The following is a 23,921-nucleotide window of genomic DNA, read 5'->3' as shown; positions in this document are numbered from 1 at the left end:
GAATTGGGGATGCCTGTACGAAGTCGGGGCCAAAGCTTCAGCTCAACCGGCGTTTAGGGAGTGCTCCTCTCCACGGTACGCGTCTCCCACCTCACCGGCACCCACGCTCAACTGCGGGTCTTCGCCGCCACGACCGCATCGAAGACCTCCCGCTTGGGCAGCCCCAGCTCCGCCGCGACGGCCGCGATGGCCTCCTTGCGGCGCTCCCCCGCCTCCTCGCGGACGGCGACCCGGCGGGCCAGCTCCTCGGGGGTCAGCGACTGCGGAGCGGCCGGCGGGGCGCCCGCGACGACGACGGTGATCTCGCCCTTGACGCCGCCGGCCGCCCACGCGGCGAGCTCACCGAGCGGGCCGCGCTTGACCTCCTCGTACGTCTTGGTCAGTTCGCGGCAGACGGCGGCGGGGCGCTCGGGGCCGAAGGCCTCGGCCATCGCGGCGAGGGCCTCGGCGATCCGGTGCGGGGCCTCGAAGAAGACCATGGTGCGGGGCTCGGCGGCGACCTCGGCGAGCTGGCGGGCGCGGTCACCGGTCTTGCGCGGCAGGAAGCCCTCGAAGGTGAAGCGGTCCACCGGCAGCCCGGAGAGGGCCAGTGCGGTGAGCACGGCGGAGGGGCCGGGCACGGCGGTGACCTTGATGTCGGCCGCGACGGCCGCGTCCACCAGCCGGTAGCCGGGGTCGGAGACCGAGGGCATCCCGGCGTCGGTCACCAGCAGCACGCGCGCCCCGCCGAGCAGCGCTTCGATCAGCTCCGGGGTGCGGGCCACCTCGTTGCCCTCGAAGTAGGAGACCACCCGGCCCACCGGGGTCACTCCGAGCGCCTGGGTGAGGCGGCGCAGCCGCCGGGTGTCCTCGGCCGCGATCACGTCCGCCGAGGCCAGTTCGGTGAGCAGCCGGGGCGGGGCGTCCGAGACGTCGCCGATGGGGGTCCCTGCGAGTACGAGTACACCTGTCACGGGCCCATCCTCGCAGCAAGCAAGAGCCGCAGGGGGCGCCGGTGCCGAAAGTGACGAGCGACAAGAGACCGACGAAGGAGGGAGCGCCGGAGCGAGGAGCGCCGGCGCCGGGTCAGAGCCCCCGGAGGCGACCGGAAGAAGCGCGGGGGTGCCTGGGCAATGGTGACGAACCGGGCAGCTTGCGAGGAGAGCATTGCCCGCTCATGAGCCGCCCCTACGATGTGGCGGGTGAGCGGCGACATGGCACCTGAGACGCCTACTGGCGTGGACCACACCGAGCAGGGTGGCGTGGGTCTGCTGAGCGTGGGCACGGCCGACGGGCCGACGGCGGAGTCCGTCGTACCGGCGCCGCGCGAGGCCGGGCCGGTGCGCTCCGCCTGGCAGCGCGGCCTGGCCAGGTACGGCTACCGGGCGCCCGAGCGGCCGGACCTGGCCGAGCAGCTGATGCCCCCCATGCCGGACGGCCCCGGGGTGACGCCGCGCCGGGTGGAACCGTCACCGCTGCTCGCCGGGTGGGGCATCGTGCTCCCGGCCGCGCTCTGGTCCTGGCTCTGCCGCTGGTCGGGCTGGCTCGGGCCGCTCGCTGTGGCGCTCTTCGGCGGGGTACTGCGCTTCAGCAACCTCGGCGAGCCGAGCGCACTGATCTTCGACGAGACGTACTACGCCAAGGACGCCTACGCGCTCTGGCACGGCGGCTACGAGATCGCCTGGCCGGACGACGCCAACGCGAAGATCATGGCCCCCGACCAGTCCATCCCGTTCCGGACCGACCCGTCGTACATCGTCCACCCGCCGGTCGGGAAGTGGCTGATCGGGCTGGGCGAGCAGCTGTACGGGATGAACCCGTTCGGGTGGCGGTTCATGATGGCGGTGCTCGGCACGCTGTCGATCCTGATGATCGCCCGGATCGGGCGGCGGCTGTTCCGCTCCACCCTGCTCGGCTGTGTGGCCGGGCTGCTGCTGTCGGTGGACGGCCTGCACTTCGTGATGAGCCGGGCGGCGCTGCTCGACCTGGTGGTGATGTTCTGGTGCCTGGCCGCCTTCGGCTTCCTGCTACTGGACCGCGACCGCACGCGCGGCCTGATCGCCCGCCGGCTGGAGACGGAGCCGGGCGGGGAGTGGCTCTTCCTCGGCTGGCGCCCGTACCGGCTGGCTGCGGCGGTCTGCATCGGGCTGACCTGCGCGACCAAGTGGAGCGGCCTGTACATGCTGGCGGCCTTCTGGCTGCTCGGTGCCCTCTGGGACGCGAGCGCACGGCGGCTGGCGGGGGCGAGGCGCTGGCTGGCCTTCGGGATCTGGGACGCGTCCCTGGCCCTGCTGGTGATGCCGCTGGTGGCCGCCTCGGTGTACCTGGCCTCCTGGACGGGCTGGTTCCTCAGCAGCAGCGTCCCCGGCCAGGGCGGCTACGGCCGCGACTGGGCGGTGCACCGGGCGGGGCTGTCCCCGGAGTACGTCCAGGGCATCAAGATGCCGTTCCAGGTGGACATGACCTGGGTGCCGGACGCGCTGCGCAGCCTCTGGCACTACCACGCCACGATGTACGACTTCCACACCCACCTGACCAGCCCGCACACCTACCAGTCGAACCCGTGGAGCTGGCTGGTGCTGGGCCGGCCGGTGTCGTACTTCTACGAGTCGCCGAAGTCCGGCCAGCCCGGCTGCCGGGCGAGCGAGTGCGCCCGCGAGGTGCTCGGGATCGGCACGCCGCTGCTGTGGTGGGCGGGCGTCGTGGCGCTGCTGTACTGCCTGTACCGCTGGGCGCTGCGCCGGGACTGGCGAGCAGGGGCGATCCTGTGCGGCCTGGCGGCCGGGTACCTGCCGTGGTTCATGTACCAGCAGCGGACGATCTTCCTGTTCTACGCGGTGGCCTTCGTCCCGTTCCTGGTGCTCGCCGTGACCATGATGATCGGGGCCCTGATCGGCCCGGCGAACGCCTCGCGGGACCGGCGTGTGATCGGCGCCACAGGAGCCGGGCTGCTGATTCTGGCTGTCATGTGGAACTTTCTGTACTTCTACCCGCTGTATACGGGAGAGACGATTCCGATGGACGACTGGCGGGCCCGGATGTGGTTCACCAGTTGGATCTGACGCTCGCGGCCCGGGGTGACCGGGTCGGCCATCGCATTACCCATGGGGGGGAACGGCACCATGAACAAGGGCGTGAAAATAGGCATCGCCACCGTCTGTACCGGCATGCTCGCGGTCGGGGGGTACGGGGCGTACAACATCGCCACCGCACTGACCGGGGGCTCCGAGTCGAAGTCCGGACCGCCCAAGCCGCGGACGGTGGTGGCCGAGGCGCCCACCGCGGACCAGGCGGCGGCCGGGGCCAAGGCCTTCCTGGACGCCTGGGCCAAGGGCGATCTGTCGGGTGCCTCCGCGCAGACCGACAAGCCGGACGCGGCCCTCCTGGCGCTCACGGGTTTCAAGGACAAGGTCAAGCCGAGCGCGATCTCCCTGGCCGCCGGTGGGCCGGGCACCGCGTCCGCCGCCAACCAGGTGTCGCTCACCTTCAAGGCGAAGGTCGAGTTCGCCGAGACCGGGAACCCCTGGACGTACGACGGCCTGCTCGGCCTGGTGAAGATGAGCGACGGCAAGGCCGCCGTGCACTGGGCGCCGAGCGTGATCCACCCGAAGCTGGACGCCGGCGAGACCATCTCGGTGAAGCCCGTCTACGCCGCGTCCGGCACGGTGCTGGACCGCAACAGCAAGCCGCTGAACTTCCCCTCGCTGACCCCGCTGCTCACCTCCCTCAAGGAGAAGGCCGCCGGCAACCCGGGCGACGCCGGGACCGGCGTGGTGATCAGCGACGACGCCGGGGCGAAGCCTGCCGAGCAGCTGTTCACGATCAAGGACCCCAAGGCCGGGCAGTCCCTCAAGCTGACCCTGGACGCCGGGCTGCAGGCCCAGGCCGAGAAGGCGGTGCAGCAGGCCTCCGCGGGCGGCAGCCGGCCCGCCTCACTGGTCGCCATCGAGCCCAGCACCGGCAACATCCTGGCCATCGCCAACGCGCCGACCACCGGCCAGAACCGCGCCTTCCTGGGCGCCACCGCCCCCGGTTCGACCATGAAGGTGCTCACAGCCGCCGCGCTGCTGGAGGCCGGCGTCAGCGCGGACGCCGCGATGTCCTGCCCTGATGACCTCACGGTGATGGGCCAGCACTTCAAGAACGACTTCGACGGCGGCCACGAGGACTGGAGCATGACGAAGGACTTCGCCCAGTCCTGCAACACCGCCTTCATCAGGGCCGGGATGGCCAACCTCAAGGGCAGCGAGCTGGAGGACACGGCGAAGCAGGTCTTCGGCCTCGGCCCGGCCTGGAAGACCGGCCTGGTGCTGGCTCCCGCGAAGGTGCCCGCCCCCGCCAACCCCAACCAGCGGGCCGCCCAGTTCATCGGCCAGGGCAGCATCACGATGAGCTCGCTGTCGATGGCCTCCGTCGCCGCCACCGTGCAGAACGGGACCTTCCACCAGCCGATCCTGATCCCCGGCTCGGAGCAGATGTCCGCCGAGCGGAAGCTCTCCTCGGGCACCCTGCAGGCGCTGCGCCAGATGATGCGCCAGACCGTCACCAGCGGCACCGCCGCCAAGATCGACGGCATTCCGGGTGACGCCGGGGCCAAGACCGGCACCGCGCAGGTCAACGGTCAGAACGACAACAGCTGGTTCACCTCCTTCCGCGGGAATCTGGCCGTCGCCGTGGAGGTCGGCGGCGGTGGCCATGGTGCAGACGCGGCCGGTCCTGCGGCGGCGCTGGTGCTGCAGGCCGGCAACCGCGGCTAGCCGTTGGCGGGCAGGTTGTCATTGGCGGGGTGGGCCTTCGCCGCCGGCCCGGCGGCAAAGGCCCTGAGCAGGTTCTCGGTGACCTTCCGGGTGAGCTCCCCGGCCCTGGCGTCCATCCCGTGGTCGGCCTTGGAGCCGCCCGGGCCGTGGGCGTCCAGCGCCTCGACCCAGCGCATGGTGCCACTCGCGAAGACCCCGGCACCGCCGGGCGTGGTGTAGTACGCCGAGTCGGCGAAGCTGTGCCGGCCCTCGCAGACCACCGGGGAGTGCGCCAGGATCTCGATCGGCCGGGGCGTCGGAAAGCTCGTGATCACCCGGTCGTACTCCACGCCGACCAGGTGCGGGAAGCTGTCGCCGCTCTTCACCCCCGTACCGGCGAAGAGCCAGTGGCCGGGGTTGGTAACCACGTACGGGGCGTCCACCGGGTACCCGTCGTAGATCACCCCGAGCAGCGAGCTCTCCGGATCGGCGCCGGGCTGGGCGCGGAAGTCGGTGGTGGCGGGCTTGCCGGCGCGGTAGCCGGGGTCGTCCGCGTACGCGCCCTTGTAGCAGACCACGGTGCGGTCGGGGCCCAGCTCGGACGGCTCGAAGCGGACCCGGCGGTAGCAGCAGTTGGCCCCCAGGATCGCCACGTTGGTCCCGGCGTCCCGGGCGGCGGTGACGTGCTGCCGCTGCTCGGGGGACCAGTACTCGTCGTGGCCCAGCGAGACCACGGCCGCCGCGCCGTGCAACAGCTCGGGCTCGCGGGCGAGGTCCACGCCGGTGGTGTACGCGAGCGGGATGCCGAGCCGCTCGGCCAGGGCGATCAGCGGGGCCTCGTACACCAGGAAGAGCCCGGCGCCGTCGTCGTACTTGTACGGGCGGTCGAAGGTGACCTCCAGCGAGCGGGTCGCCAGGCCGCCGGTCGGGCCGTTGTACAGGTTGTAACCGCCCCACTCGTTGTAGGCCTGCCAGGTGGCCACGGCGTTCACGATCACGGTCTTCCCGGTGGTGGAGCGGGAGCGGACGGTGATCGGAACGAACCGCTGGCCTGCCCCGCCCTCGGCGTCCAGGCGCAGCAGGTAGCTGCCCTCGGGCCAGCCCTTGGTGTCGACGGTGGTGGTCCGCGCCCAGCCGGTGCGCACCGTCCGGGTGCGCTGGTCGACGGTGGCGTCCGGCTGCCTGCTGCCGGGCACCCGCTCCGAGCGCCAGACCAGGCGGGCCCGGGCGCCGCCGTACCAGCCCATCCGGTACGCCGAGACGGTGAAGCCGGGTGCGGTGGTGGAGACGTGCAGGCCGAACTGCTCGCCGGGGAGCACGCTCACCCGGTCGGCGAAGCCCTCGACGGCCTGCTGCGGGCCTGCGGCCGAGACGCCCCAGTCGGCGTTGCCCGGGCGCTCGTTCTCGGCCTGGGTGGCGGACGGGCTCGGTCTCGGGGTGACGGCGGAAGGCTGGGTGCCGAGCTCGGCGGCCGCCGGGCCGGCCGGGCGGCCCCCGCCCGGGCCGCACGCGCTCAGCGCGGCCGCCGTACCGACCGCCAGCCCGAGAAACCGCCGCCGGTTGGTCCCCGAACCCTGCTGCTCACCCATGCCACGACTCCCACGCCACCCGCACCTGTCCGTCCGGGCCATCGTCCCGTACCGGACGGCTGAGCCGGTGTCAGGCCACGCAGGTACGGCAACCCCAGGGGCGCGGGGAACTGCGCGAAGCGGTAGGGCACAGGTCGTCGCCTTCCGATCTCGCGCAGTTCCCCGCGCCCCTGGACAGTGCATGGCCGGCCGCATGCCCAAAAGCTAGAGCTGTATCCCCGTCAGGGTGGTGACCGGTGGCCGCGGTGAGCGGGGTGGCCGGCGGTGGAACGGGAGGGCGCCCGCGGCGAGGCGGGGCCAGAGGACCAGGACGGTCGGCAGTGCGAGGTACCCGAAGCGGCCCGCCGGGGCGAGCATGAAGGCCACGGTGAGCCCGGCGGCCAGCAGGTCGCAGGCGGCGACCGCCGAGGTCGGCGGGTAGGCCAGCAGCCAGAGGGCGACGGCCAGGCCCCCCAGACAGAGCAGGGTCAGCGAGATGGTGTGGCCGATCGGGCCGAAGCCGGCCAGTATCTTGCCGGGCAGCGGGCTGCCCGCCGGGGTGTGCACGGCCGTCAGGCCGAGCGGGAAGCGGACCACCTGCTCGCGCAGGGCCTGGGCCTGGGTCAGGACGAACGGCAGGATCACGGCGGTGCTCACCGCGACGGCGGTGAGGGTGGCGCGGGCGGCCGGGCGCCGCCCGTACAGCCGCCAGAGCAGCAGGACGGCCACCGGCAGGGCCGGCCAGGCCGTCCACTTAAGGGTGCAGGCGAGGGCGAGGACCAGCCCTGCCGGGACGGCCCGGCCCCGGGCGGCCAGCGCCATCGCCAGACAGCAGACCCCGATCAGCGGCAGGTCGACCCCGCCGACGGCCAGGGTGAGGCCGATCAGCGGTGAGGCGGTCAGGGCCGCCAGCGACAGCAGGGCGGACCCCTCCCCGCTCGGGCGCAGCAGTCGCCAGCAGACCAGCAGACAGCTCAGGAAGGTCAGCGCGAACCAGATCCGGGCGTCGCCGGCCACCAGGGCGACCGGGTTCGAGCTGCCCAGCGCCGCCCGCGGAAGGCCGAAGAGCGTCATCGCGGGCAGGTACGGGTTGTAGTCGGTGACCACGACCGGGTCGGGCAGGTACGGCGTTCCGGTGTGCAGCAGCAGGTGGGCCGAGCGTTCGACCACCATCACCTCGGACTGGTGCAGGCCGCGCAGGGCCAGGACCACCAGCGGGACCAGGACGGCGCCGAGCAGGGCCACGGCGGCGGCCGCCCGGTAGGCGATCCGGCGCGGCAGGGTCAGGCAGAACAGGCCCGCCAGGGCGTACGCGGGGGCGGCGGTGGTGCCCCAGAAGACCTGGTTGGGGATGTCGGAGACGAGCGGGAAGGCCTCCGCCCAGCCGGCCGCGACGGCGCAGCCGAGCGCCGGCACGGATCTTCGCCCGAGCAGGCGGCCGGCACGGCCGGGGCGGTACCGGAGGAACCACCACCAGGAGCCGCGTCCGGGCTCCCACACGTCGAAACGGGTGCTTCCCGCCCGCTCCGGGACGTCGGACGTACGGGTGCTCACCATGGTGGAAGGTTAGGGCGTCATATGTGTGCTGTCGTGGGAGGCAGAGCGCTTGTTGTGTGCAGCTCTTGCGTGCGGGCTGCCAAGAACATCCTCGGCAGCCCGCACGGCAGGGGTCAGGCGACCTTCGCGAGCTCGGGCTCGGGCTGGTTCAGCCGGGAGTGCTTGATGCTGTAGCCGAAGTAGACGGCGGCGGCCAGGGCGAGCGCGATCCCGAAGAACAGGTAGGTCAGCGGGTGCAGCCCGTAGATCAGGTAGGCGCAGAAGCCGACGCTGAGCAGCGGGACGACCGGGTAGCCGGGCACCTTGAAGCCGCGCGGCAGGTCCGGCTGGGTGCGGCGCAGGATGATCACGCCGACCGAGACGACCGAGAAGGCGACCAGGGTGCCCAGGCTGGTCAGGTCGGTCAGGATGTCCAGCGGCACGAAGGCGGCCAGGACGGCCACGGCGATGCCGACCACCACGGTGTTCCAGACCGGCGTGCCGGTACGCGGCGAGACCTCGGCGAACTTCTTGGGCAGCATGCCGTCGCGGCCCATCGAGTACAGGATCCGGGTCTGGCCGTAGATCACGACCAGGGTGACGCTGAAGATCGAGATGATGGCGCCGATCGCGAACAGCATGGCCGGCCAGGTCTGACCGGTGATGTCCTGGAGGATCTGGGCGAGCCCGGCCTCCTGGCCGTCGAACAGCTGCCAGTGCTGGGCGCCGATCGCGGCGAGCGCGACGCCGACGTACAGCAGGGTCACCACGACCAGCGAGATGATGATCGCCAGCGGCAGGGTGCGGCGCGGGTTCTTGACCTCCTCGCCGGCGGTGGACACGGCGTCCAGGCCGATGAACGAGAAGAAGATGCTGGACGCGGCCACCTGCACGCCGCCGAAGCCCAGCGGCATGAAGTCGCGGAGGTTGCCGGAGTGGAAGCCGGTCAGGCCGATCGCGATGAAGAGCACCAGGATGACGATCTTGATGCCCACCATGGTCGCGTTGACCTTGGCCGACTCGCCCACGCCGCGGATCAGCAGGAAGACCACCATGGCCACCAGGATCACGGCCGGCAGGTTGAAGTAGCCGCCGTCGCCGGGCGGGGCCGCCATCCAGTCGGGGATCTGGAAGCCGAAGGCCAGGTCGAAGAACTTGTTGAGGTACTGCCCCCAGCTCACCGCGATCGCGGAGGCCGAGACGCCGTACTCGAGCAGCAGGCAGACGCCCACCCCGAAGGCGACGACCTCGCCCAGGGTCGCGTAGGCGTACGAGTACGAGGAGCCCGAGACCGGGATGGCGGAGGCCATCTCGGCGTAACAGAGGGCGGTGAGGCCGGCCGTGACGGCGGCGATCAGGAAGGACAGGATGACCGCGGGGCCGGCCTCGGGCACCGCGCTGCTCAGCACGAAGAAGATCCCGGTGCCGACCGTCGCCCCGATACCGATCGAGGAGAGCTGCCACAGCCCGATCGATCGGCGCAGATGGATCCCGGAGCGGCCGCCCTCCTCGGGCGCCCCGGCGGGCAGGGCGTCGGCGGCCCCGCTCTCGGCGATGAGACTGGCGACCGGCTTCCGTCTGAACAGACGCTCACCGAGGGAGCTGTGGGAGGTCAACGCGGTGGTTCCTTCTAGGCGGGGGAGGGTGTCCTAGCGGCTGCTCCGCAGATGCCTCGTGGGGAGACAACGCGGACCAACCGAACAAAGATGGGACAGTACCCCGCGAATGCACCAGTCACGCAAACGGTTGCACCCCGCAGTCCGCCTTGTACGAATCGTCATACGGCTCTGGACAAACCGGACAGTTCGCAGGCGGCGCAGCGGGGCGCGGCAGGCTAGGTCTCAGCCCCGGAAGAGGTTGTGGCCCACATCGGAGGGCACCACGTCCTGGACCGGCACGCTGTCCGGGCCCGGGACGTGGACGCCCGGGACGGGTTCCGTACCGGTCCGGTGCAGCAGCACCACGCCGTCCTCGGCCCAGATCTGCCGGTAGCCGTGGGCCAGCAGCAGGTCGATCCGCGCCGCCTGCTCCCGGTCGGTGGCGAAGGGGAACGAGCGCTTGTCGGACCTGGTCAGGACGTACTCGCGGCCGCGCGGGGTGCCGTCGACCAGCACGACGTCCGTGCGGGCGGTGAGGCGGGGCGCGGCCTGGTTGTCCGCCTCCACCGAGGCGCCGTCGGGGATCTGCGCGGCCGCTCGGACCAGCGCCGCCTCGCCGGCCTTCGGCTGCCACTGGGACGGCGTGAACAGGCCGACCAGCCCCAGCGGCACGGCGGCCGCCAGCGCGAGTCCCGCCACGGCCACGCCGAGCCGGCGCGAGGTACGGCGGGTGCGCTCGTCGGCGTACAGCCGGCCGAGTGCCTCCAGCGCGGCGGTGAGCAGGATGGGCCAGAGGAAGGCGTCGTAGTGGCGGGCGATCGACCAGTGGTTGGGGTTGTCGGAGAGTATTCGCTCGGCGATCAGCGGCGCGGCGCAGAGCACCGTCGCCGAACGCAGCGGCAGGGCGAGCGTGGTGCCGACGAGCCAGAGCAGCAGCAGGGGCTTGAGCGGTGCGCCGAAGGCCGCCTGCACCAGCAGCAGCGGGTCACCCAGGACGTGGGCCGCGGCCGAGCCGGCGTCGGGCCCGAGCTCGCCGTAGTTCCAGTAGTAGCCGGGCTGCCCGCCCATGGCGGGTATCAGCCACCGGATGGCGGCCACCGCCGCGAGCGGACCGCCGAGCAGCAGGCCCAGGCCGTACGCGAGGCCACGCCGGTCGTGGCTGCGGCGGGCCCTGAGGATGAGGACCAGCCCGAAGGCGCCGACCATCAGCCCGAGGTCTTCCTTCGTGCAGCACAGCAGAACCGCCGCGACGGCCGCCGTGGCGTACCGGCGCGCCTGGCCGCGTTCGAGCATGAGCAGTGTGAGGGGCACGGCAAAGGCGACCTCGTGGAAGCCGCCCCGGGCCGCGATCAGCAGGGGCCAGCCGAGCCCGTACACCAGGCCGGCCAGATCGGTGGCGCGACGAGTGGTGCGCGCGTCGGCCGCCGCGAAGCTGCGTGCGGCGATCCGGCGGATCAGCGGGACACCGGCCGCGAAGAGCAGCGCCTGACCGAGGATCAGGGAGCGCGGGTCGTCCCAGAGCCAGTACAGCGGCGCCAACAGGGCCAGGACCGGCGAGAAGTGGTCGCCCAGCAGGGAGAAGCCCGGCGGGAACTCGTGGTGGAAGCTCTTCAGCGCCGAGGTCGGCAGCCCGAAGTGCGCGTAGCCGCGCACACCCTGGTCGAAGATGCCGAGGTCGAAGCCGCCCAGCTGGACGGCGGACCACTTCTGCAGGCCGATGGCGAGGCTGACGGCGAAGCAGAGCAGCGTCAGCAGAAGGGTGCGGCGACGGGCGGGCGGGAGGACGGCCACGACCCGGCTGCGGATCACCACAGCAGGGGCGGGCCTGAGGTCTGACTGGAGTGTCACGTCATATCTGCTTGGTCAGGGGGCGGTCGGCGGGCAGGCCTGCGGTGATCAGTGCCGCATCGGCGAGGACCGGCTGCAGCTGCCGGCTTCTGCGGTACGCCCGGCGCAGGCGGACGGCCGCCAGCCCGAGCACGGCCAGGCCCGTCAAGGCGTAGACGGAGGCGACGGGTTGCCAGTACGGCTCGATGCCCAGCCCCGACCTCTTCGGGACGGACCAGAGGGCGTGGGAGAGGAACACCGCCGCCACCAGCGCCAGGGTCGTCCGCCAGGGCCGGCGGCGCCCGGGTACGGACCGTGCCGCCTCCTGGGCCGCTTCGGCGCAGAGCAGCACCAGCAGGGGTACGCACCAGACCCAGTGGTGGGTCCAGCTGATCGGCGAGACCAGCACCGCGGTGATCGCGGTGCAGACCACGCCCCAGGCCTCGGGCCGGCGCAGGAACCGCCCCGACCGGGCGGCGAGTACGGCCACCGTCAGCCCGGCCACCGCGACGGCTGCCCCGGCCGCGGAGGCGAGCAGGCCCGGGTGGTTGGTGGAGAACAGCCGGGCCAGGGCTCCGCGCAGCGACTGGTTGTCCACCAGCTCGGTGATGCCGACCCTGCGGGAGTCCCACAGGTACGTGGTCCAGAACCCGTACGAGTCGCCGGGCAGGGCCAGCCCGCCGAGCACCACCGTCGCCAGGAAGGTCGCTCCGGAGAGCAGGGCGGCCCGGACGCGGCCGGTGAGCAGCAGGTAGACGGCGAAGGCCCCCGGCGTGATCTTGATACCCATGGCGAGGCCGATACCGACGCCCTTGAGGCGGTTGGCGTCGGAGCGGGTCAGGTCCCACATCACCAGGCAGGCGATGACCAGGTTGACCTGCCCGTACTGGAAGGTCGTGTAGACGGGCTCCAGGAAGACGCCGAGCCCGGTGGCGAGCAGTACCGCCGCCGCCCGGTGCCCGCGCCGGGGCCAGCCGACGAGCCGGAAGGAGAAGTGCGCGAGCAGGGCCAGCAGGGCGACGTTGACCAGGGTCACCAGCAGGCGCAGGGTCGGGACGGCGAACCAGGTGGTCGGCACGAAGAGGATCGCCGCGAAGGGCGGGTAGGTGGCCGGCAGGTCCCACCCCGGCAGCCGCATCGCGTAGAGGTCCTGACCGCCCGTGACCGCCTCCCCCTCGGCCTGGTACACCAGCATGTCGACCATCGAGAAGCCGTGGAAGTGACGGACGATCGCGAAGAGGGCCAGCAGCAGCGCCGCAGCGACACCGGCCGTGGCCGTGGGGGCCCGGAGTATCGTCCGCAGCCGTCCGCCCGGTGCCAGGTCAGCCATGCCGACCCGCCGTGGCCGCGCGAACAGATGTCCCATGCGGTTGCGTGGGCATGGCAGTTGACCCCCCGGTGATCGATCGCGTCAGGTGACGCGAGCCGAAGGTCCACACGCTAGCCGAGCCGCTTCGCACAAGGTGTGACGCCCATCACCTCGGCAGTCACGGTGCTGTCACATCTCACGGTCCGGGCACGGCGGCGGCTCGGCGGGGACCCCCGCTCGGCCGAGGGGGGCTCAACTCCCCTTCAGGACCGCCTGCATCACCGATCTGGCGATCGGCGCCGCCAGCCCGCCACCGGTGACGTCGGTCGCCTCACTGTCCGCGATCACCACGGCGACGGCGACCGGCGGAACACCGCCGGAGCCGCTCGGCTTGGCCCAGGAGATGAACCAGGCGTACGGGGTGGCCGAGTTGGCCACCCCGTGCTGGGCGGTGCCGGTCTTGCCGCCGACGGTCGCGCCGCTGATCCGGGCGTTCCGGCCGGTGCCGTTCTCCACCACGTCGGTCATCAGCTGCTGCACCTCGGCCGCGACCGAGGCGCTCATCGCCTGCTTGTACGTGACGGGCTTCATGACCTGGACGGCGCTGCCGTCACTCTTCGTCAGCTTGTCCACAAGCTGTGGATACATCACCTTGCCGTTGTTGGCGACGCCCGCCGCGACCATGGCCATCACCAGCGGCGTGGCGGCGGTGTCGAACTGCCCGATGGAGGACAGCGCGACCTGCGACCGGTTCATCTTCGTGTCGAAGTTGCTGCGCGCGGCCCGGACGGGGATGTCCAGCTTGGCGTCGTTGAAGCCGAGGTTCTCCGCCATCGACACCATCTTGCCCAGGCCGACCTGCACACCGAGATAGCCCATGACGCTGTTGCAGGAGAGCACCATCGCCGTGTCGAGCGAGAGGTTGGGCCGGTCGCAGGCGGTGGTGTCGTTGACCAGCTCCGTCGTGGTGCCCGGCATGATGTACGGGTACGGAGCGCCGGTGCCCGCGTTGATGTCGGCGACCACGCCGTTGGCCAGCGCGGCCGCGGCCGTGACCACCTTGAAGGTGGAGCCGGGCGGGTAGATCTGACGCAGCGCCCGGTTGAGCATCGGCTGGTTGGTGTCGGCCTGCAGCTTGTTCCAGGCCTCCTGGTCCGCGGCCGAGGAGCCGGCGAAGGAGCCCGGGTCGTACGAGGGGGTGCTGGCCAGCGCGAGGATCTTCCCGGTGGCCGGCTCGATCGCGGCGACGGCGCCCTTCTGGCTGCCCAGGCCCTTCATGGCGGCCTGCTGGGCGGCCTTGTCGATGGTGGTCCAGACGTCGCCGCCGGGGTTCTGCTTGCGGGCGATCTCGTCCCAGACCGCCCAGCTCGCGAGGCGGCTGTCGGTGCCGCTGAGCAGGTCGTCCTCGATGCCCTCGATCTGGGTGTTGCCGTAGGTCTGCGAGGAGTACCCGGTGACAGCGGCGTACTGGGGGCCGTCCGTGTAGGTGCGCTTGTAGTTATAGCGGCCGCCCGTGGGGGTGGAGCCGGTGACCGGCTCGGCGCCGGCCAGGATGTTGCCGCGGGGCTGGTCGTACCGCTGGATGGTGAGCCGCTGGTTGGCCGGGTTGTGGTCGAGCGAGTCGGCCCGGAACACCTGGACCCGGGTGGCCTGCACGGCCAGCGCGACGATCAGCAGCAGGCAGAAGGTGCCGGCCCGGCGGCCGGTGGCGGAGATGCCGGGCAGGCCCTGCGGGCCGTTGGTCGAGGCCTTGGGACCCGAGCGCTTCACGGCATCGCCTCCGGCAGCGGGCGGCGGGCGAGGTCGCTCATCCGGACCAGCAGCGCCACGATGATCCAGTTGGTCACCACCGAGGAGCCGCCCTGGGCGATGAACGGCAGCGTCATCCCGGTCAGCGGAATGAGGTCGAGCACGCCGCCGGCGACCACGAAGACCTGCAGGCCGACGATCGCGGCCAGGCCGATCGCCAGCAGCCGCCCGAACGGGTCCCTGAGTGCGATCCCGGTACGGAAGCCGCGCGAGACCAGGAGGGCGTAGAGCAGGAAGACCGCCACCAGGCCGACCAGACCGAGCTCCTCGCCGATGGTGGCGAGGATGAAGTCGGACTTGGCGGCGAAGCCGATCAGGATCGAGTGGCCCACGCCCAGCCCGGTCCCGAGAATGGCGCCCCAGGCGAAGGCGAACAGCGACTGGGCGATCTGGTTGGCCCCCTGGCCCGCGGCGATCGAACCGAGCGGGTCGAGCCAGTCGGTGACCCGGCTGTGCACGTGCGGCGAGAGCCAGCCGACGCCGACGGCCGCCACCGCCGCCAGGAACAGGCCGATGGCGATCCAGCCGCTGCGCGCGGTGGCCACGTACAGCATGATCACGAAGAGCCCGAAGAACAGCAGCGAGGTGCCGAGGTCGGTCTCCAGCACCAGGACGCCGACGAAGGCCGCCCAGATCAGCAGCACCGGGCCCAGCACCCGGCCCAGCGGCAGCTGGAACCTCCAGATCCGGCGGCCGGTCAGTGCGAGCGCGTCCCGGTGCACCGCGAGGTACGCGGCGAAGAAGACCGCCAGCAGGATCTTGGCGAACTCGCCCGGCTGGAACGACAGCGGCCCGATGGTGATCCAGATCCGTGAGCCGTAGACCGGCGGGAAGAAGATCGGCAGGACCAGCAGGACGAGGGCGACCAGCGCGCCGATGTAGGCGTACCGCTGCAGGATCTTGTGGTCGCGCAGCAGGAGGACGACAGCGATGTAGAGGGCGACCCCGAGGGTGGACCAGAGCAGCTGGGTGGGCGCCGCCTCGCTGCCGGGGGTGGCCCGGTCCAGCCGGTAGATGACCACCAGTCCGATGCCGTTGAGCAGGATCCCGATCGGCAGCAGCAGCGGGTCGGCGTACCGGGCCTTCCAGCGGGTCACCCCGTGCGCGAGCAGAGCGAGCACCCCCAGGGCGACCCCGTACCCGACCGCATCCGAGGGAGCCTTCCCGTCGATGTTGGCGCCGACCTCGACGTAACCGAAGGCGGAGATCAGCACGGCGGCGAGCACCAGCACGAGTTCGGTGTTGCGGCGGCTCTTGACCGGGCGGCTCGGCGCGCCGGCCCTGGCTACTGCGGAGGGTGAGGCCACTGGCCGTCCTGTCGGGCTCGGAGGTGCTCAGCTGCGCGGGGGTGAGCAGGGCTGACACCTCTGCACCCTAACGAGGATTAGCCATATTTATTGGCGTTGATGCTGGTGTGTCCGATATTGGCCGCCTTACTGAAGGCGAAGCCATCGGCCGCAATATTTCCGGCAGACGGCTCTCTTCGCGCACCTGGACGGCAGCGGCTACCTCTCCGGCAAGTGGGTCAACGTCCGCTCGGAGACCGGCTCGCCGGCCTACTCCGCCACCGGGGACTTCCGCTACACCCGCCACGCCGACGAGTTCGAGCAGGTGATGGCGTACTTCTGGGTCAACGAGGCGCAGGAGTACCTGCAGAGCCTCGGCTTCGGCAGCGAGCTGCCCGGCGCCAACAACAAGCCGCAGAACGTCCGCCTCGACCAGTGGGGCTCGGACAACTCCTTCTTCACCGACACCAAGAACGAGATCCGCTTCGGCAAGGGCGGGGTGGACGACGCCGAGGCCTGGCCGTCTCGGTCGGCCAGAACGCGGACGCCAAGTACGGCCGGCCCCGGCTCACCGACGAGGCCTGCGTCGCCGACTGGGACTCCACCGGCTACACGGCCGGCCCGGTCCACTGCCTGCGCCGCACGGTGGCCACCGCGCGCAGCATGTACGGCGACCAGGCCGCCGCGACGGTCCGCCAGGCCTTCGCCGCCCGGCAGATCCCCGGCCTGTAGCAGCTACTCCGTACGGCGTCCCGCGAGCACGGCCGCCCCGGCAACCGCCAGGGCGGCCAGCGCGACGGACTCGGCCAGGGCCGCCACCGGGAAGGTCACCTTCGCGGTGCGGGACGCCGTGATCAGCGACCGTACGACCGCGTTCGCCGGGGAACCGCTCGCCACCAGCACCAGGACGGCCGTACCGAGGCTCGCCGGGATGCCGTACTGCGAGCGCAGCAGCACCGGACGGCTGCACAGCGCACCCACCAGGACGCCGAGCAGCACGCACACCACCGTGCCGAGCAGTCCGGCGAGCAGCGCGTCCCGAAGGGGCGGGTCGGCGGCGTGCGGCTTCGCGGCGACCCGTCCGCTGATCGCCCAGACCGCGAGCAGCCCGGTCAGGCCCAGGGTCAGACCCGCGATCAGCGCGGCCAGCAGGGCGGCGAGATGCACCCGGGGCTGTCCGACCGCCGCGGCCAGGCAGGCCCGCGCGGCGGCGGGCTCCGCCGTCGCGGTGCAGCGCACGTACCAGGCGGTGATCGGTAGCAGTACGGCCGTGCCGAAGCCGTACGCGCCGAGCAGTGCCTCTCCTGCGGTCACTCCGATCACCATCAGCAGGACGTACGCCAGGAAGGGCGGCAGCCATCGCTGGGAGCGCAGCAGCAGCTCCAGCTGATAGCGGATCAGGACGTTCACTGCGCCTCCTCCTGCCGGACGGACCGGATGTGGGCGGGCCGTCGGCCGGTGAGCAGGAGGCGCAGCAGTGCGTCCGAGTGCCGGGCCCGCACCTCCAGCAGGGTGGCGCCGTCCTCGAGCGGCTTGCGGACGGGGGTGCCCGGCAGCCACTCGGGCAGCTCGCCCTCCACCTCGACGCGCACCAGCGGGCCCTCCTCGGCTGCCGTTTCGACGAGCCGGAGCTCGCCGCCCCGCACCGCGTGGGCGAAGGTGGTCAGGCCCGCGAGGCGGTTGGGGTCGTGGTCGACGAAGAGCACCCGGCCGCCCCGGGCCGCACGTTCGGCGGCGGCCTCGTCCAGCGTGGCGCGCGCCGCCTGGTCCAGGCCCGTCCAGGCTTCGTCCAGCAGGAGGACATCGGCCTCCGCCAGCAGGGCCTGGGCGACCGCGACCTTCTGACAGGTGCCCTTGGACAGCTCGCTCAGCGGGGTGCCGGCCCGGTCGGCGATGCCGAAACGGTCCAGCCAGTGGCCGGCCCGGCGGGCCGCCTCGGCCGCCGAGAGGCCGTGGATCCGGCCGAGGTGGTGCAGGTACGTCTGCGCATCGAAGGGCAGCGCGGGCGGGAAGCGTTCGGGAACGTAGGCCCGACGACCCGTCACCTCGACCCGCCCCGCGCTCGGCGGCTCGACCCCCGCGATCAGCCTCAGCAAGGTGGACTTGCCGCTCCCGTTCGCCCCCTCGATCCGCACCAGCTCGCCCGGGCCGACCGCGAGATCGACCCCGCGCAGGATCCACGGCGAGCGGCGACCGTACCTCTTGCTGATTCCGTGGAGTCTCACCGGCAACCCTTTCACCTTGCCCAGCAGCCTAGTTCGCCCATCCGGCCGCATTGGTCTTTCCGAACTGAGGATCCATAGGATGCGGGCCGTGACGATCACCACACGACGATTGCCGGCCCGGCTGGGCGGCCTGCTGGGAGCTCTGGCGATATCCGCCGGCGCCATGCTCAGCGCCGCACCCGCCCACGCCGACGAAACCACGCCCACCTCCTCCGAGGCCCCCCGAGTCGACCTCGTCCTCGACGTCAGCGGCTCGATGCGGGCCACCGACATCCAGGGCAAGAGCCGGATGGCGGTCGCCCAGCAGTCCCTGAACGAGGTGATCGACGCCCTGCCGGCCGAGACCGAGTTCGGCATCCGGACGCTCGGCGCGACCTACCCCGGCAACGACAAGACCGAGGGCTGCAAGGACACCAAGCAGCTCTACCCGATCGGGAAGACCAACAAGGTCGAGGCCAAGACCGCGGTGGCCACCCTGCGGCCCACCGGCTGGACCCCGATCGGCCTGGCCCTGCGCGGCGCCGCCCAGGACCTCGGCACCGGTACCACCACCCGCCGGGTGGTGCTGATCACCGACGGCGAGGACTCCTGCGCCCCGCCGGACCCGTGCGAGGTGGCCCGCGAACTGGCCGCCCAGGGAACCCACCTGGTGGTCGACACGCTCGGCCTGTCGCACGACGACAAGACCCGCCAGCAGCTGCTCTGCATCGCGAACGCCACCGGTGGCACCTACACCGACGTGCGCACCCAGGAACAGCTGACCGGCAAGGTCAAGCAGCTGGTCGGCCGCGCCGGGGACACCTACAAGGTGACGCCCGCCAAGGCCACCGGCACCGACAAGTGCGCCACCGCACCGCTGCTGACCCCCGGCGTCTACAGCGACCGGGAGAAGTTCTCCGAGCACCGGGTCTACCGCGTGCCCGTCAAGCCCGGCCAGGAGCTGCGCGCCTCGGTCAGCGTCTCGCTCGACCGCGCCGTCGCCCGGGACTACGGCGTGCTGCTGCAGGCCACCGACGCGAGCGGCCAGGAGCTGGTGCGCGGGACGGACGCCGGGAGCGGCCGTACGGACGTCGCCTCGACCGGCGTGCGCTGGTCGGCGCCCTCTGCCGGCTCCGCGTCCGCGTCTGCCTCTTCCTCTCCGTCTTCCTCCGGATCCGGTTCCTCGGCCGACCGTGCCGTCTGCCTGGTCGTCAGCAACTCCTTCGCCGCCCAGCCGGGTGTGCAGGCCGAGCCCGGTCTGCCGCTCGAACTGACGGTGGACGTGGCCGCTGCCTCCCCCGCCCCCGACGGCCCCGCCGCCGGGCTCGGCCGGGGCTGGGTGCTGCTGCTGGTGCTGACCGGTGCCGGACTGCTGACCGGCCTGGTCTTCGGCTGGATCGCACGCTGGCGGATCGCTGTCTGGCGGGAGAACTGACCATGCGTACCTCTCTCAAGGCAGCTCTGCTCGCCGTCGGCCTGGTGCCCGCGCTGGCCCCGGCCGCCGCGGCCGCCTCGCCGTCCGCCTCCTCCTCCGCCTCGCCGTCCCCGTCCGGTTCCGCGGCTCCCGTCGTGACCGCCGCGGGTACGTCCTTCCTGACCGCAACCACCCTCGCGCCGGGCCAGGACGCCCAGGTGGCCGCCTCCACCGGCGACTACCTGTACTGGGCCTTCGCCGCCGCCGAGGGCCAGACCGACACCGTCAAGGTCACCGTCACCCTGCCGCCCGCGGCCGACCGGCACGGGGCCCAGACCTGGTCGGTCGAGCTGTTCGACGGGCTGCGCCGCAGGCAGTCGTGCACGGCCGGGCCGCAGGACGCGACCGCCGAGACGGCCGCCGCATCGGTGACCATGAGCTGCACGCTCCGTCAGATCCGTTCCTGGGCCGAGCCGTGGTCGGGTGACCCGCTGCCTGGCACCTACTACGTCCGGCTGTCCGTGAGCGACGTCCAGGCCCAGGACCTCGGCCTGGCCGCACAGGTGCAGGTGCGGGTCACCGCCAAGGGCGGGGCGGACGACGCCCAGCCCGAGGGCGGCGAGCTGAAGGCCCCGCTGGTGCCGCCGGTGAACGCGGGCTCCACCGCCGCGCCGGGCGCGGCCGCTCCCACCGCCGCCGCGACCAGCCGGGCGGCGGCACCGGCCGAGGCCGAGTCCCACTGGTACTCCGACCTCTTCTCGGGCTGGAACACCCGCTGGTTCTGGACCCTCGGCGGCGGCGCGCTGGCCGCCCTGGCCGGCGTCGCGGGCTACACCCTCACCCGCCACCCGCGCGGCCACCGCCGCCCGGCCGCCCCGGCGCCCGTCCCCCGTCAGGCCCCGGCACCCCAGTACGACCAGTACCGCTCCTGAACACCCGTCCGGCCGGGCCCACGGCCCGGCCGGACGAACAGGTGTCGAGCCGATCGGTCACTTGCCGTCCCGGAGGATGATCTCGTCGATGGCCTTGGCGTGTGCGGCGACAACCTGGTCGAGGTCCGCCTTGTCCGTCAACTCCGGAACCTCGACGGTGATGGTGGTCGCGCCCTGCCGGGCAGAGGTGGGCACCGGTCCGTACATACCCAACGAGTTGCCCTCGCCGTGAGCTGACGTGCTGTAGCGCACGTTGGACGTGGAGGTACCGGGGCGGGGAGCGTTCCCGGCGAACGAACCGGCCCGCAGGGATGTGGGCACGTACGCGACGGCCCGGGACATCAGTTCGGTGGTGAGCGCGTCGTCGGCGGTCACCGCCGCCGAGTCCTTGACCGCCCCTGTGCGCGGGTCGATCCCCCGAGGGTCCACGAAAACGCCAGGTGCGTCACCGACCCCCTTCGTGAGTCGGTGCGCATGGACGCTGACAATCCGCTGGGGATTGAAGCGCTCCATCAGGCTGAGCAGAGCGCGTGTCTCGGGCAGCATCCGCTCGCTGCTGGTGGAGAACTTAGAGGTGTCGCGCGGAGTCCGGGGTTTCTCGCTGTAGATCGGGTTGCCGTGCTCGTCGCTCGGCAGTGTTTCCAGCTCGGGCTTCCCGCCTGCGCCCAGCTTCCGCGCTTCCTGGTAGCTCACACCGGGGAAGGGCAGGTTCCGGTTCGGCTCGACCTTTCCCGGCTTGGATCGCGCACTTCCCGCCGGCAGCAGGCGTGTCTCGAACGCCGGGCGCTCGCCATAGGGGTGGTGGGTGGCGACGATCAGTTCGGGGACGAGGATCGTGGTGAACCTGGGCGGCCTGCCCTCCGCCGACTCCTTGGCCAGTTGGGCGCGCAGCCGCTCGACGACCTCCCGCCCCTCGGGCTCGTTCCCGTGCACGCCACCGATGATCAGGGCTCGAAGGTCTGGCTCGGTCCCCGGGAACAGGTACACGGGAATGGGGTCGATCTTTCGCGGTGCCACACGGCCGGTGCCGACGTCCGGATCAGGATCCACCACCCCGGCGGCGATGTTGCCCGCCTCAGCCGCCCACGGGTGCGTACCGGTGGCCCGCCGACTGCGTTCTGTCAGGTCAGCCGCACTCCACAGGGGCTCAGGACCGGACCGGACGATCGTCTCGGCGAGCCACAGGTCATCGGGCTGCTGGGCGAAGCGGGCGCGTACCTCGCGGAGCACCGCGGGGTCGGCACGTTGCTCCGCGGGTTGGGAGCGTAGGGCGTCGAACACGGCGCCTTTGGTTGCGGCCGTGCGCACCGTCTCCGACAGCTCGGAGTGCTGTGCTGCGCCGACCGGCGCCGCACCGGAGACGGACGCCCGGCCGCCGGCCGCGACAACGTCGGCTGCCTGCCGCGCCTCGTTCTCCAAGGACGCCGTCGAGCCGTGACCCACGGGCGCGGCACCACCGTGTTGCTGCTGCAGCCCGTGTCGCTGTTGGAGGACGTGCGCGAACTCGTGGGCGAGCAGACGTCGGTGCTCGCGCGGGTAGCCGGCGGTGTCCATCGGGGCGATCCGGACTTCCTCGTCGCGTGCGGTGCCCTGCACACCGCCCGTAGCGCCGCTACCCCTCACCGAGACGCCCGAGAAGTCGGCACCGAACGCGCGCTCCAGGTCCGCCCGGATGCCACCGGGCAGGCCGCTGCCACCCTCATGGAGCGGCGCCCGGGCGACGTCCGCGGGTCTGGGGGCCCTGGTGGTGGTGTCGGCCTTCGGCTTACCCGGGACAGCGAACTCTGCCATCTCACCAGAGTCCCATCGGGGGAAACGGCCGTCGATAGCCCGTTGGCGTGACGACCGGCCCGGGCCCGGAATGCGATCACGGGCGGTTGCCCAACCTGACGATCACTCCGATCGGTCTGAACGGAGAAGTGGTTCTACAACGGCGGCAAGGGTTCGGTGGATCTGATCGCCGACATCACCGGCTACTTCGCCCGCTCGTTCTCCAATGGCTACACCGCCACCAACCCGGGCCGCCTGGTGGACACCAGGCTCGGGGTCGGCACGGCCAAGGGCTCGGTGCGCAGCGGCGGTTCGTTCACCGTGCAGATCGCCGGCAACAACGTGGGCCCGCTGCCCGCCGACGGCGTCACCGCCGTGGCGTTGAACGTCACCGTGACGGGCCCGCAGGGCGGCGGCTCCCTGACGGTCTTCCCGAACGGGACCGGGCTGCCGACGGCGTCCAACCGGAACTACAGCCCCGGCCAGACCATCGCCAACGCGGTGATCGCGCCGGTCGGAGCGGACGGGAAGATCAAGATCTACAACGGCAGCTGGGGCTCGGCCGACGTGGTCGTGGACGTCGTCGGCTACTACAGCCCGGCCCGCGCCAGCGCCTACCTGCCGATCACCCCGTTCCGTTGGCTGGACACGCGGAGCTGGGGCAAGGGGCCGCCGTACGACAGCAGCCGGTACCACATCTACTCGCGGTTCGGTGACCCGGGCGACACCGGGTTCGTCCTCAACACCACCGTCACCAACACCACCGGGGGCGGCTACCTCACCGTCTCGCCGGACCCGAACAACATCGATGCGTACAAGGGCAAGTACGCCGGCCGGCCGAACCGGCCGCTGGTCTCCACGCTGAACTGGAAGAAGGGCGAGACCGTGTCGAACCTGGTCCACGCGACGCCCGGCCCCGGCGGCATCATCGACGTCTGGAACACCGGCACCGGCTCCACTGACCTGGTCGTCGACGTCTTCGGGTACTACACCGTCTGAGCCAGGTACGCACCGCGATCCGACCGATTCGCCCGGCCGGACAGCCCGTCGATGCTGTTGGCGAATTGCGAGTGATCGGCTGCGGTGAGTGACGACGGTCTTCGAGACTTGTGCTCGGAGGCCGTCGCCCTGTTTTCGGGGGTTCGGGGTTGTCGATGCGTGAGGGTGAGCCGGGTGCGGTTCCGGTTGGGACCGAGCGGGTGGCGCGGGCAGCGTCCTTCCCACCCAGCCGCCATCAACGGCAGGGCCATGAGCCACCGACTCGACATCGCCGAGCCGAAGAAGCGCCTCGCCCACGGCCGGGTCGCCCAGACCATCCTGATCGCGCTGATGATCTGCACCCTCAACCTGCAGATCCGCCACGACTGGCAGCGCACCACCGGCAGCCGGACGCCCGACCTGGATCAGCCGCCCAGCGACGACGCCGGTGAAGACCCGTCACGATCACCAGCCACCCGAACAGCCGCCCGCCGCAATCCCCCTGACGAGCAGTCCTGCCGCGTCCTGAAGACCCTCTCTCCCGGCCGCGGCCGGCCCACCGAGTTCGCACACCGCCTCGAACGGGCCCGCGGAAAGCAGAAATCCCGCCCAGCCACATGGGCTGGGCGGGATCTCGTCAACCGCTCCCGAGCTAACTCGTGAACGGTCGTTGGGTGGGGTGTTCACGCGTGACCGTGACCAGGACCGCGAAGCACCGGTTGAAGATCGCTTCCCGCCGGGCAGGTGATCGTTTCCCGAAACTGAGTCGCTGGAGGTTGTGTGAAGCAGATTGCCAGGCTTGAACGGGAGTTGGAGCGCAGTCCGCTGACCCATAGCTGGGCGTATCAGCGGTGGACGCCGGCGCGGGTGAAGACGCTGATCGGAGGAGATCTCGGGAACCCCGATCCGCAGGGCGAGGCCTGAAAAGCACGCTGCCGCGCCGTCCGGGTCGGGCGGCGCGGCAGTCGGTGCCGA

Annotated in this window: 19 protein-coding genes; 8 read left to right on the top strand and 11 right to left on the bottom strand. The window is 71.7% G+C overall.

What is annotated here, in order from left to right; genetic code table 11:
- Positions 1-107 precede the first annotated feature (107 nt).
- On the bottom strand, positions 108-953 hold the full coding sequence (gene rsmI, locus FB465_RS20985) for a 16S rRNA (cytidine(1402)-2'-O)-methyltransferase (protein WP_145792767.1): 846 nt from the start codon (positions 951-953) through the stop codon (positions 108-110).
- 240 nt (positions 954-1,193) lie between these two features.
- Here rsmI and FB465_RS20980 point away from each other — a divergent pair, with 240 nt between their 5' ends.
- Positions 1,194-3,041: a dolichyl-phosphate-mannose--protein mannosyltransferase gene (locus FB465_RS20980; RefSeq protein WP_145797485.1), complete on the top strand. Its 1,848-nt coding sequence runs from the start codon at positions 1,194-1,196 to the stop codon at positions 3,039-3,041.
- Positions 3,042-3,101: 60 nt separating this feature from the next.
- Positions 3,102-4,736, top strand: a complete 1,635-nt coding sequence (locus FB465_RS20975; RefSeq protein ID WP_170290653.1) for a penicillin-binding transpeptidase domain-containing protein — start codon at positions 3,102-3,104, stop codon at positions 4,734-4,736.
- On the opposite strand, the gene FB465_RS20970 is transcribed toward FB465_RS20975, so the two are convergent.
- The 7 genes from FB465_RS20970 to FB465_RS20940 form a co-directional block, all read right to left on the bottom strand.
- Positions 4,733-6,304 (bottom strand): N,N-dimethylformamidase beta subunit family domain-containing protein, encoded by a 1,572-nt coding sequence (locus FB465_RS20970; protein WP_246192756.1) that lies wholly within the window; start codon positions 6,302-6,304, stop codon positions 4,733-4,735. The genes FB465_RS20975 and FB465_RS20970 overlap by 4 nt on opposite strands.
- A gap of 204 nt (positions 6,305-6,508) precedes the next feature.
- Positions 6,509-7,840, bottom strand: a complete 1,332-nt coding sequence (locus tag FB465_RS20965) for a glycosyltransferase 87 family protein (RefSeq protein WP_145792761.1) — start codon at positions 7,838-7,840, stop codon at positions 6,509-6,511.
- A gap of 113 nt (positions 7,841-7,953) precedes the next feature.
- Positions 7,954-9,435 (bottom strand): amino acid permease, encoded by a 1,482-nt coding sequence (locus FB465_RS20960; protein ID WP_246192755.1) that lies wholly within the window; start codon positions 9,433-9,435, stop codon positions 7,954-7,956.
- 225 nt (positions 9,436-9,660) lie between these two features.
- Positions 9,661-11,265, bottom strand: coding sequence for a DUF2079 domain-containing protein (locus tag FB465_RS20955; RefSeq protein WP_145792760.1), 1,605 nt, complete (start codon positions 11,263-11,265; stop codon positions 9,661-9,663).
- Position 11,266: 1 nt separating this feature from the next.
- The gene (locus FB465_RS20950; protein WP_145792758.1) at positions 11,267-12,574 is read right to left on the bottom strand and encodes a glycosyltransferase 87 family protein; all 1,308 of its coding nucleotides are present in this window, start codon (positions 12,572-12,574) and stop codon (positions 11,267-11,269) included.
- A 231-nt stretch (positions 12,575-12,805) separates the two neighbouring features.
- Complete coding sequence (locus FB465_RS20945) at positions 12,806-14,269, bottom strand: penicillin-binding transpeptidase domain-containing protein (RefSeq protein ID WP_246193260.1); 1,464 nt, start codon at positions 14,267-14,269, stop codon at positions 12,806-12,808.
- 50 nt (positions 14,270-14,319) lie between these two features.
- Positions 14,320-15,669, bottom strand: a complete 1,350-nt coding sequence (locus FB465_RS20940) for an FtsW/RodA/SpoVE family cell cycle protein (protein ID WP_145792754.1) — start codon at positions 15,667-15,669, stop codon at positions 14,320-14,322.
- 414 nt (positions 15,670-16,083) lie between these two features.
- Here FB465_RS20940 and FB465_RS36350 point away from each other — a divergent pair, with 414 nt between their 5' ends.
- The gene (locus FB465_RS36350) at positions 16,084-16,380 is read left to right on the top strand and encodes a hypothetical protein (protein WP_211785826.1); all 297 of its coding nucleotides are present in this window, start codon (positions 16,084-16,086) and stop codon (positions 16,378-16,380) included.
- 3 nt (positions 16,381-16,383) lie between these two features.
- Here the strand turns inward: FB465_RS36350 and FB465_RS20930 are convergent, their stop codons facing one another.
- Both FB465_RS20930 and FB465_RS20925 read right to left on the bottom strand, forming a co-directional pair.
- Positions 16,384-17,058: an ABC transporter gene (locus FB465_RS20930; protein ID WP_145792753.1), complete on the bottom strand. Its 675-nt coding sequence runs from the start codon at positions 17,056-17,058 to the stop codon at positions 16,384-16,386.
- The gene (locus FB465_RS20925) at positions 17,055-17,873 is read right to left on the bottom strand and encodes an ATP-binding cassette domain-containing protein (RefSeq protein WP_170290652.1); all 819 of its coding nucleotides are present in this window, start codon (positions 17,871-17,873) and stop codon (positions 17,055-17,057) included. The genes FB465_RS20930 and FB465_RS20925 overlap by 4 nt, the downstream gene beginning before the upstream one ends.
- Before the next feature lie 88 nt (positions 17,874-17,961).
- Between FB465_RS20925 and FB465_RS20920 the strand changes: the two genes are divergently transcribed.
- Entirely contained in the window at positions 17,962-19,287 is a 1,326-nt protein-coding gene (locus tag FB465_RS20920) for a VWA domain-containing protein (RefSeq protein WP_425461196.1), read from the top strand.
- A 2-nt stretch (positions 19,288-19,289) separates the two neighbouring features.
- Positions 19,290-20,198 carry a peptidase gene (locus FB465_RS20915; protein WP_145792749.1) on the top strand — a complete coding sequence of 303 codons (909 nt, stop codon included), beginning with the start codon at positions 19,290-19,292 and terminating at the stop codon, positions 20,196-20,198.
- A gap of 57 nt (positions 20,199-20,255) precedes the next feature.
- Here the strand turns inward: FB465_RS20915 and FB465_RS20910 are convergent, their stop codons facing one another.
- Positions 20,256-21,989 (bottom strand): eCIS core domain-containing protein, encoded by a 1,734-nt coding sequence (locus FB465_RS20910; RefSeq protein WP_145792747.1) that lies wholly within the window; start codon positions 21,987-21,989, stop codon positions 20,256-20,258.
- Positions 21,990-22,145: 156 nt separating this feature from the next.
- Here FB465_RS20910 and FB465_RS20905 point away from each other — a divergent pair, with 156 nt between their 5' ends.
- The 3 genes from FB465_RS20905 (at position 22,146) to FB465_RS35920 (ending at position 23,870) form a co-directional block, all read left to right on the top strand.
- Positions 22,146-22,967, top strand: coding sequence for a hypothetical protein (locus tag FB465_RS20905; RefSeq protein WP_145792745.1), 822 nt, complete (start codon positions 22,146-22,148; stop codon positions 22,965-22,967).
- Positions 22,968-23,216: 249 nt separating this feature from the next.
- Complete coding sequence (locus FB465_RS20900; RefSeq protein ID WP_145792743.1) at positions 23,217-23,609, top strand: hypothetical protein; 393 nt, start codon at positions 23,217-23,219, stop codon at positions 23,607-23,609.
- A 117-nt stretch (positions 23,610-23,726) separates the two neighbouring features.
- A complete protein-coding gene (locus FB465_RS35920) occupies positions 23,727-23,870 on the top strand; it encodes a hypothetical protein (RefSeq protein WP_170290438.1) in 144 nt (47 codons plus the stop codon).
- Positions 23,871-23,921: the final 51 nt, after the last annotated feature.

It is taken from the genome of Kitasatospora atroaurantiaca (genome assembly GCF_007828955.1).
Taxonomy (GTDB): domain Bacteria; phylum Actinomycetota; class Actinomycetes; order Streptomycetales; family Streptomycetaceae; genus Kitasatospora; species Kitasatospora atroaurantiaca.
Note: the sequence above shows the minus strand (reverse complement) of the source record. Positions and strands in the feature narration are given on the sequence as shown.

Bases quoted from the DNA above. Each gene is read 5' to 3' on its own strand.
- FB465_RS20980 (WP_145797485.1), top strand. From the start codon at position 1,194: ATGGCACCTGAGACGCCTACTGGCGTGGACCACACCGAGCAGGGTGGC.
- FB465_RS20975 (WP_170290653.1), top strand. From the start codon at position 3,102: ATGAACAAGGGCGTGAAAATAGGCATCGCCACCGTCTGTACCGGCATG.
- FB465_RS20970 (WP_246192756.1), bottom strand. From the start codon at position 6,304: ATGGGTGAGCAGCAGGGTTCGGGGACCAACCGGCGGCGGTTTCTCGGG.
- FB465_RS20965 (WP_145792761.1), bottom strand. From the start codon at position 7,840: ATGGTGAGCACCCGTACGTCCGACGTCCCGGAGCGGGCGGGAAGCACC.
- FB465_RS20950 (WP_145792758.1), bottom strand. From the start codon at position 12,574: ATGGCTGACCTGGCACCGGGCGGACGGCTGCGGACGATACTCCGGGCC.
- FB465_RS20915 (WP_145792749.1), top strand. From the start codon at position 19,290: ATGCGTACCTCTCTCAAGGCAGCTCTGCTCGCCGTCGGCCTGGTGCCC.
- FB465_RS20910 (WP_145792747.1), bottom strand. From the start codon at position 21,989: ATGGCAGAGTTCGCTGTCCCGGGTAAGCCGAAGGCCGACACCACCACC.
- FB465_RS20900 (WP_145792743.1), top strand. From the start codon at position 23,217: ATGAGCCACCGACTCGACATCGCCGAGCCGAAGAAGCGCCTCGCCCAC.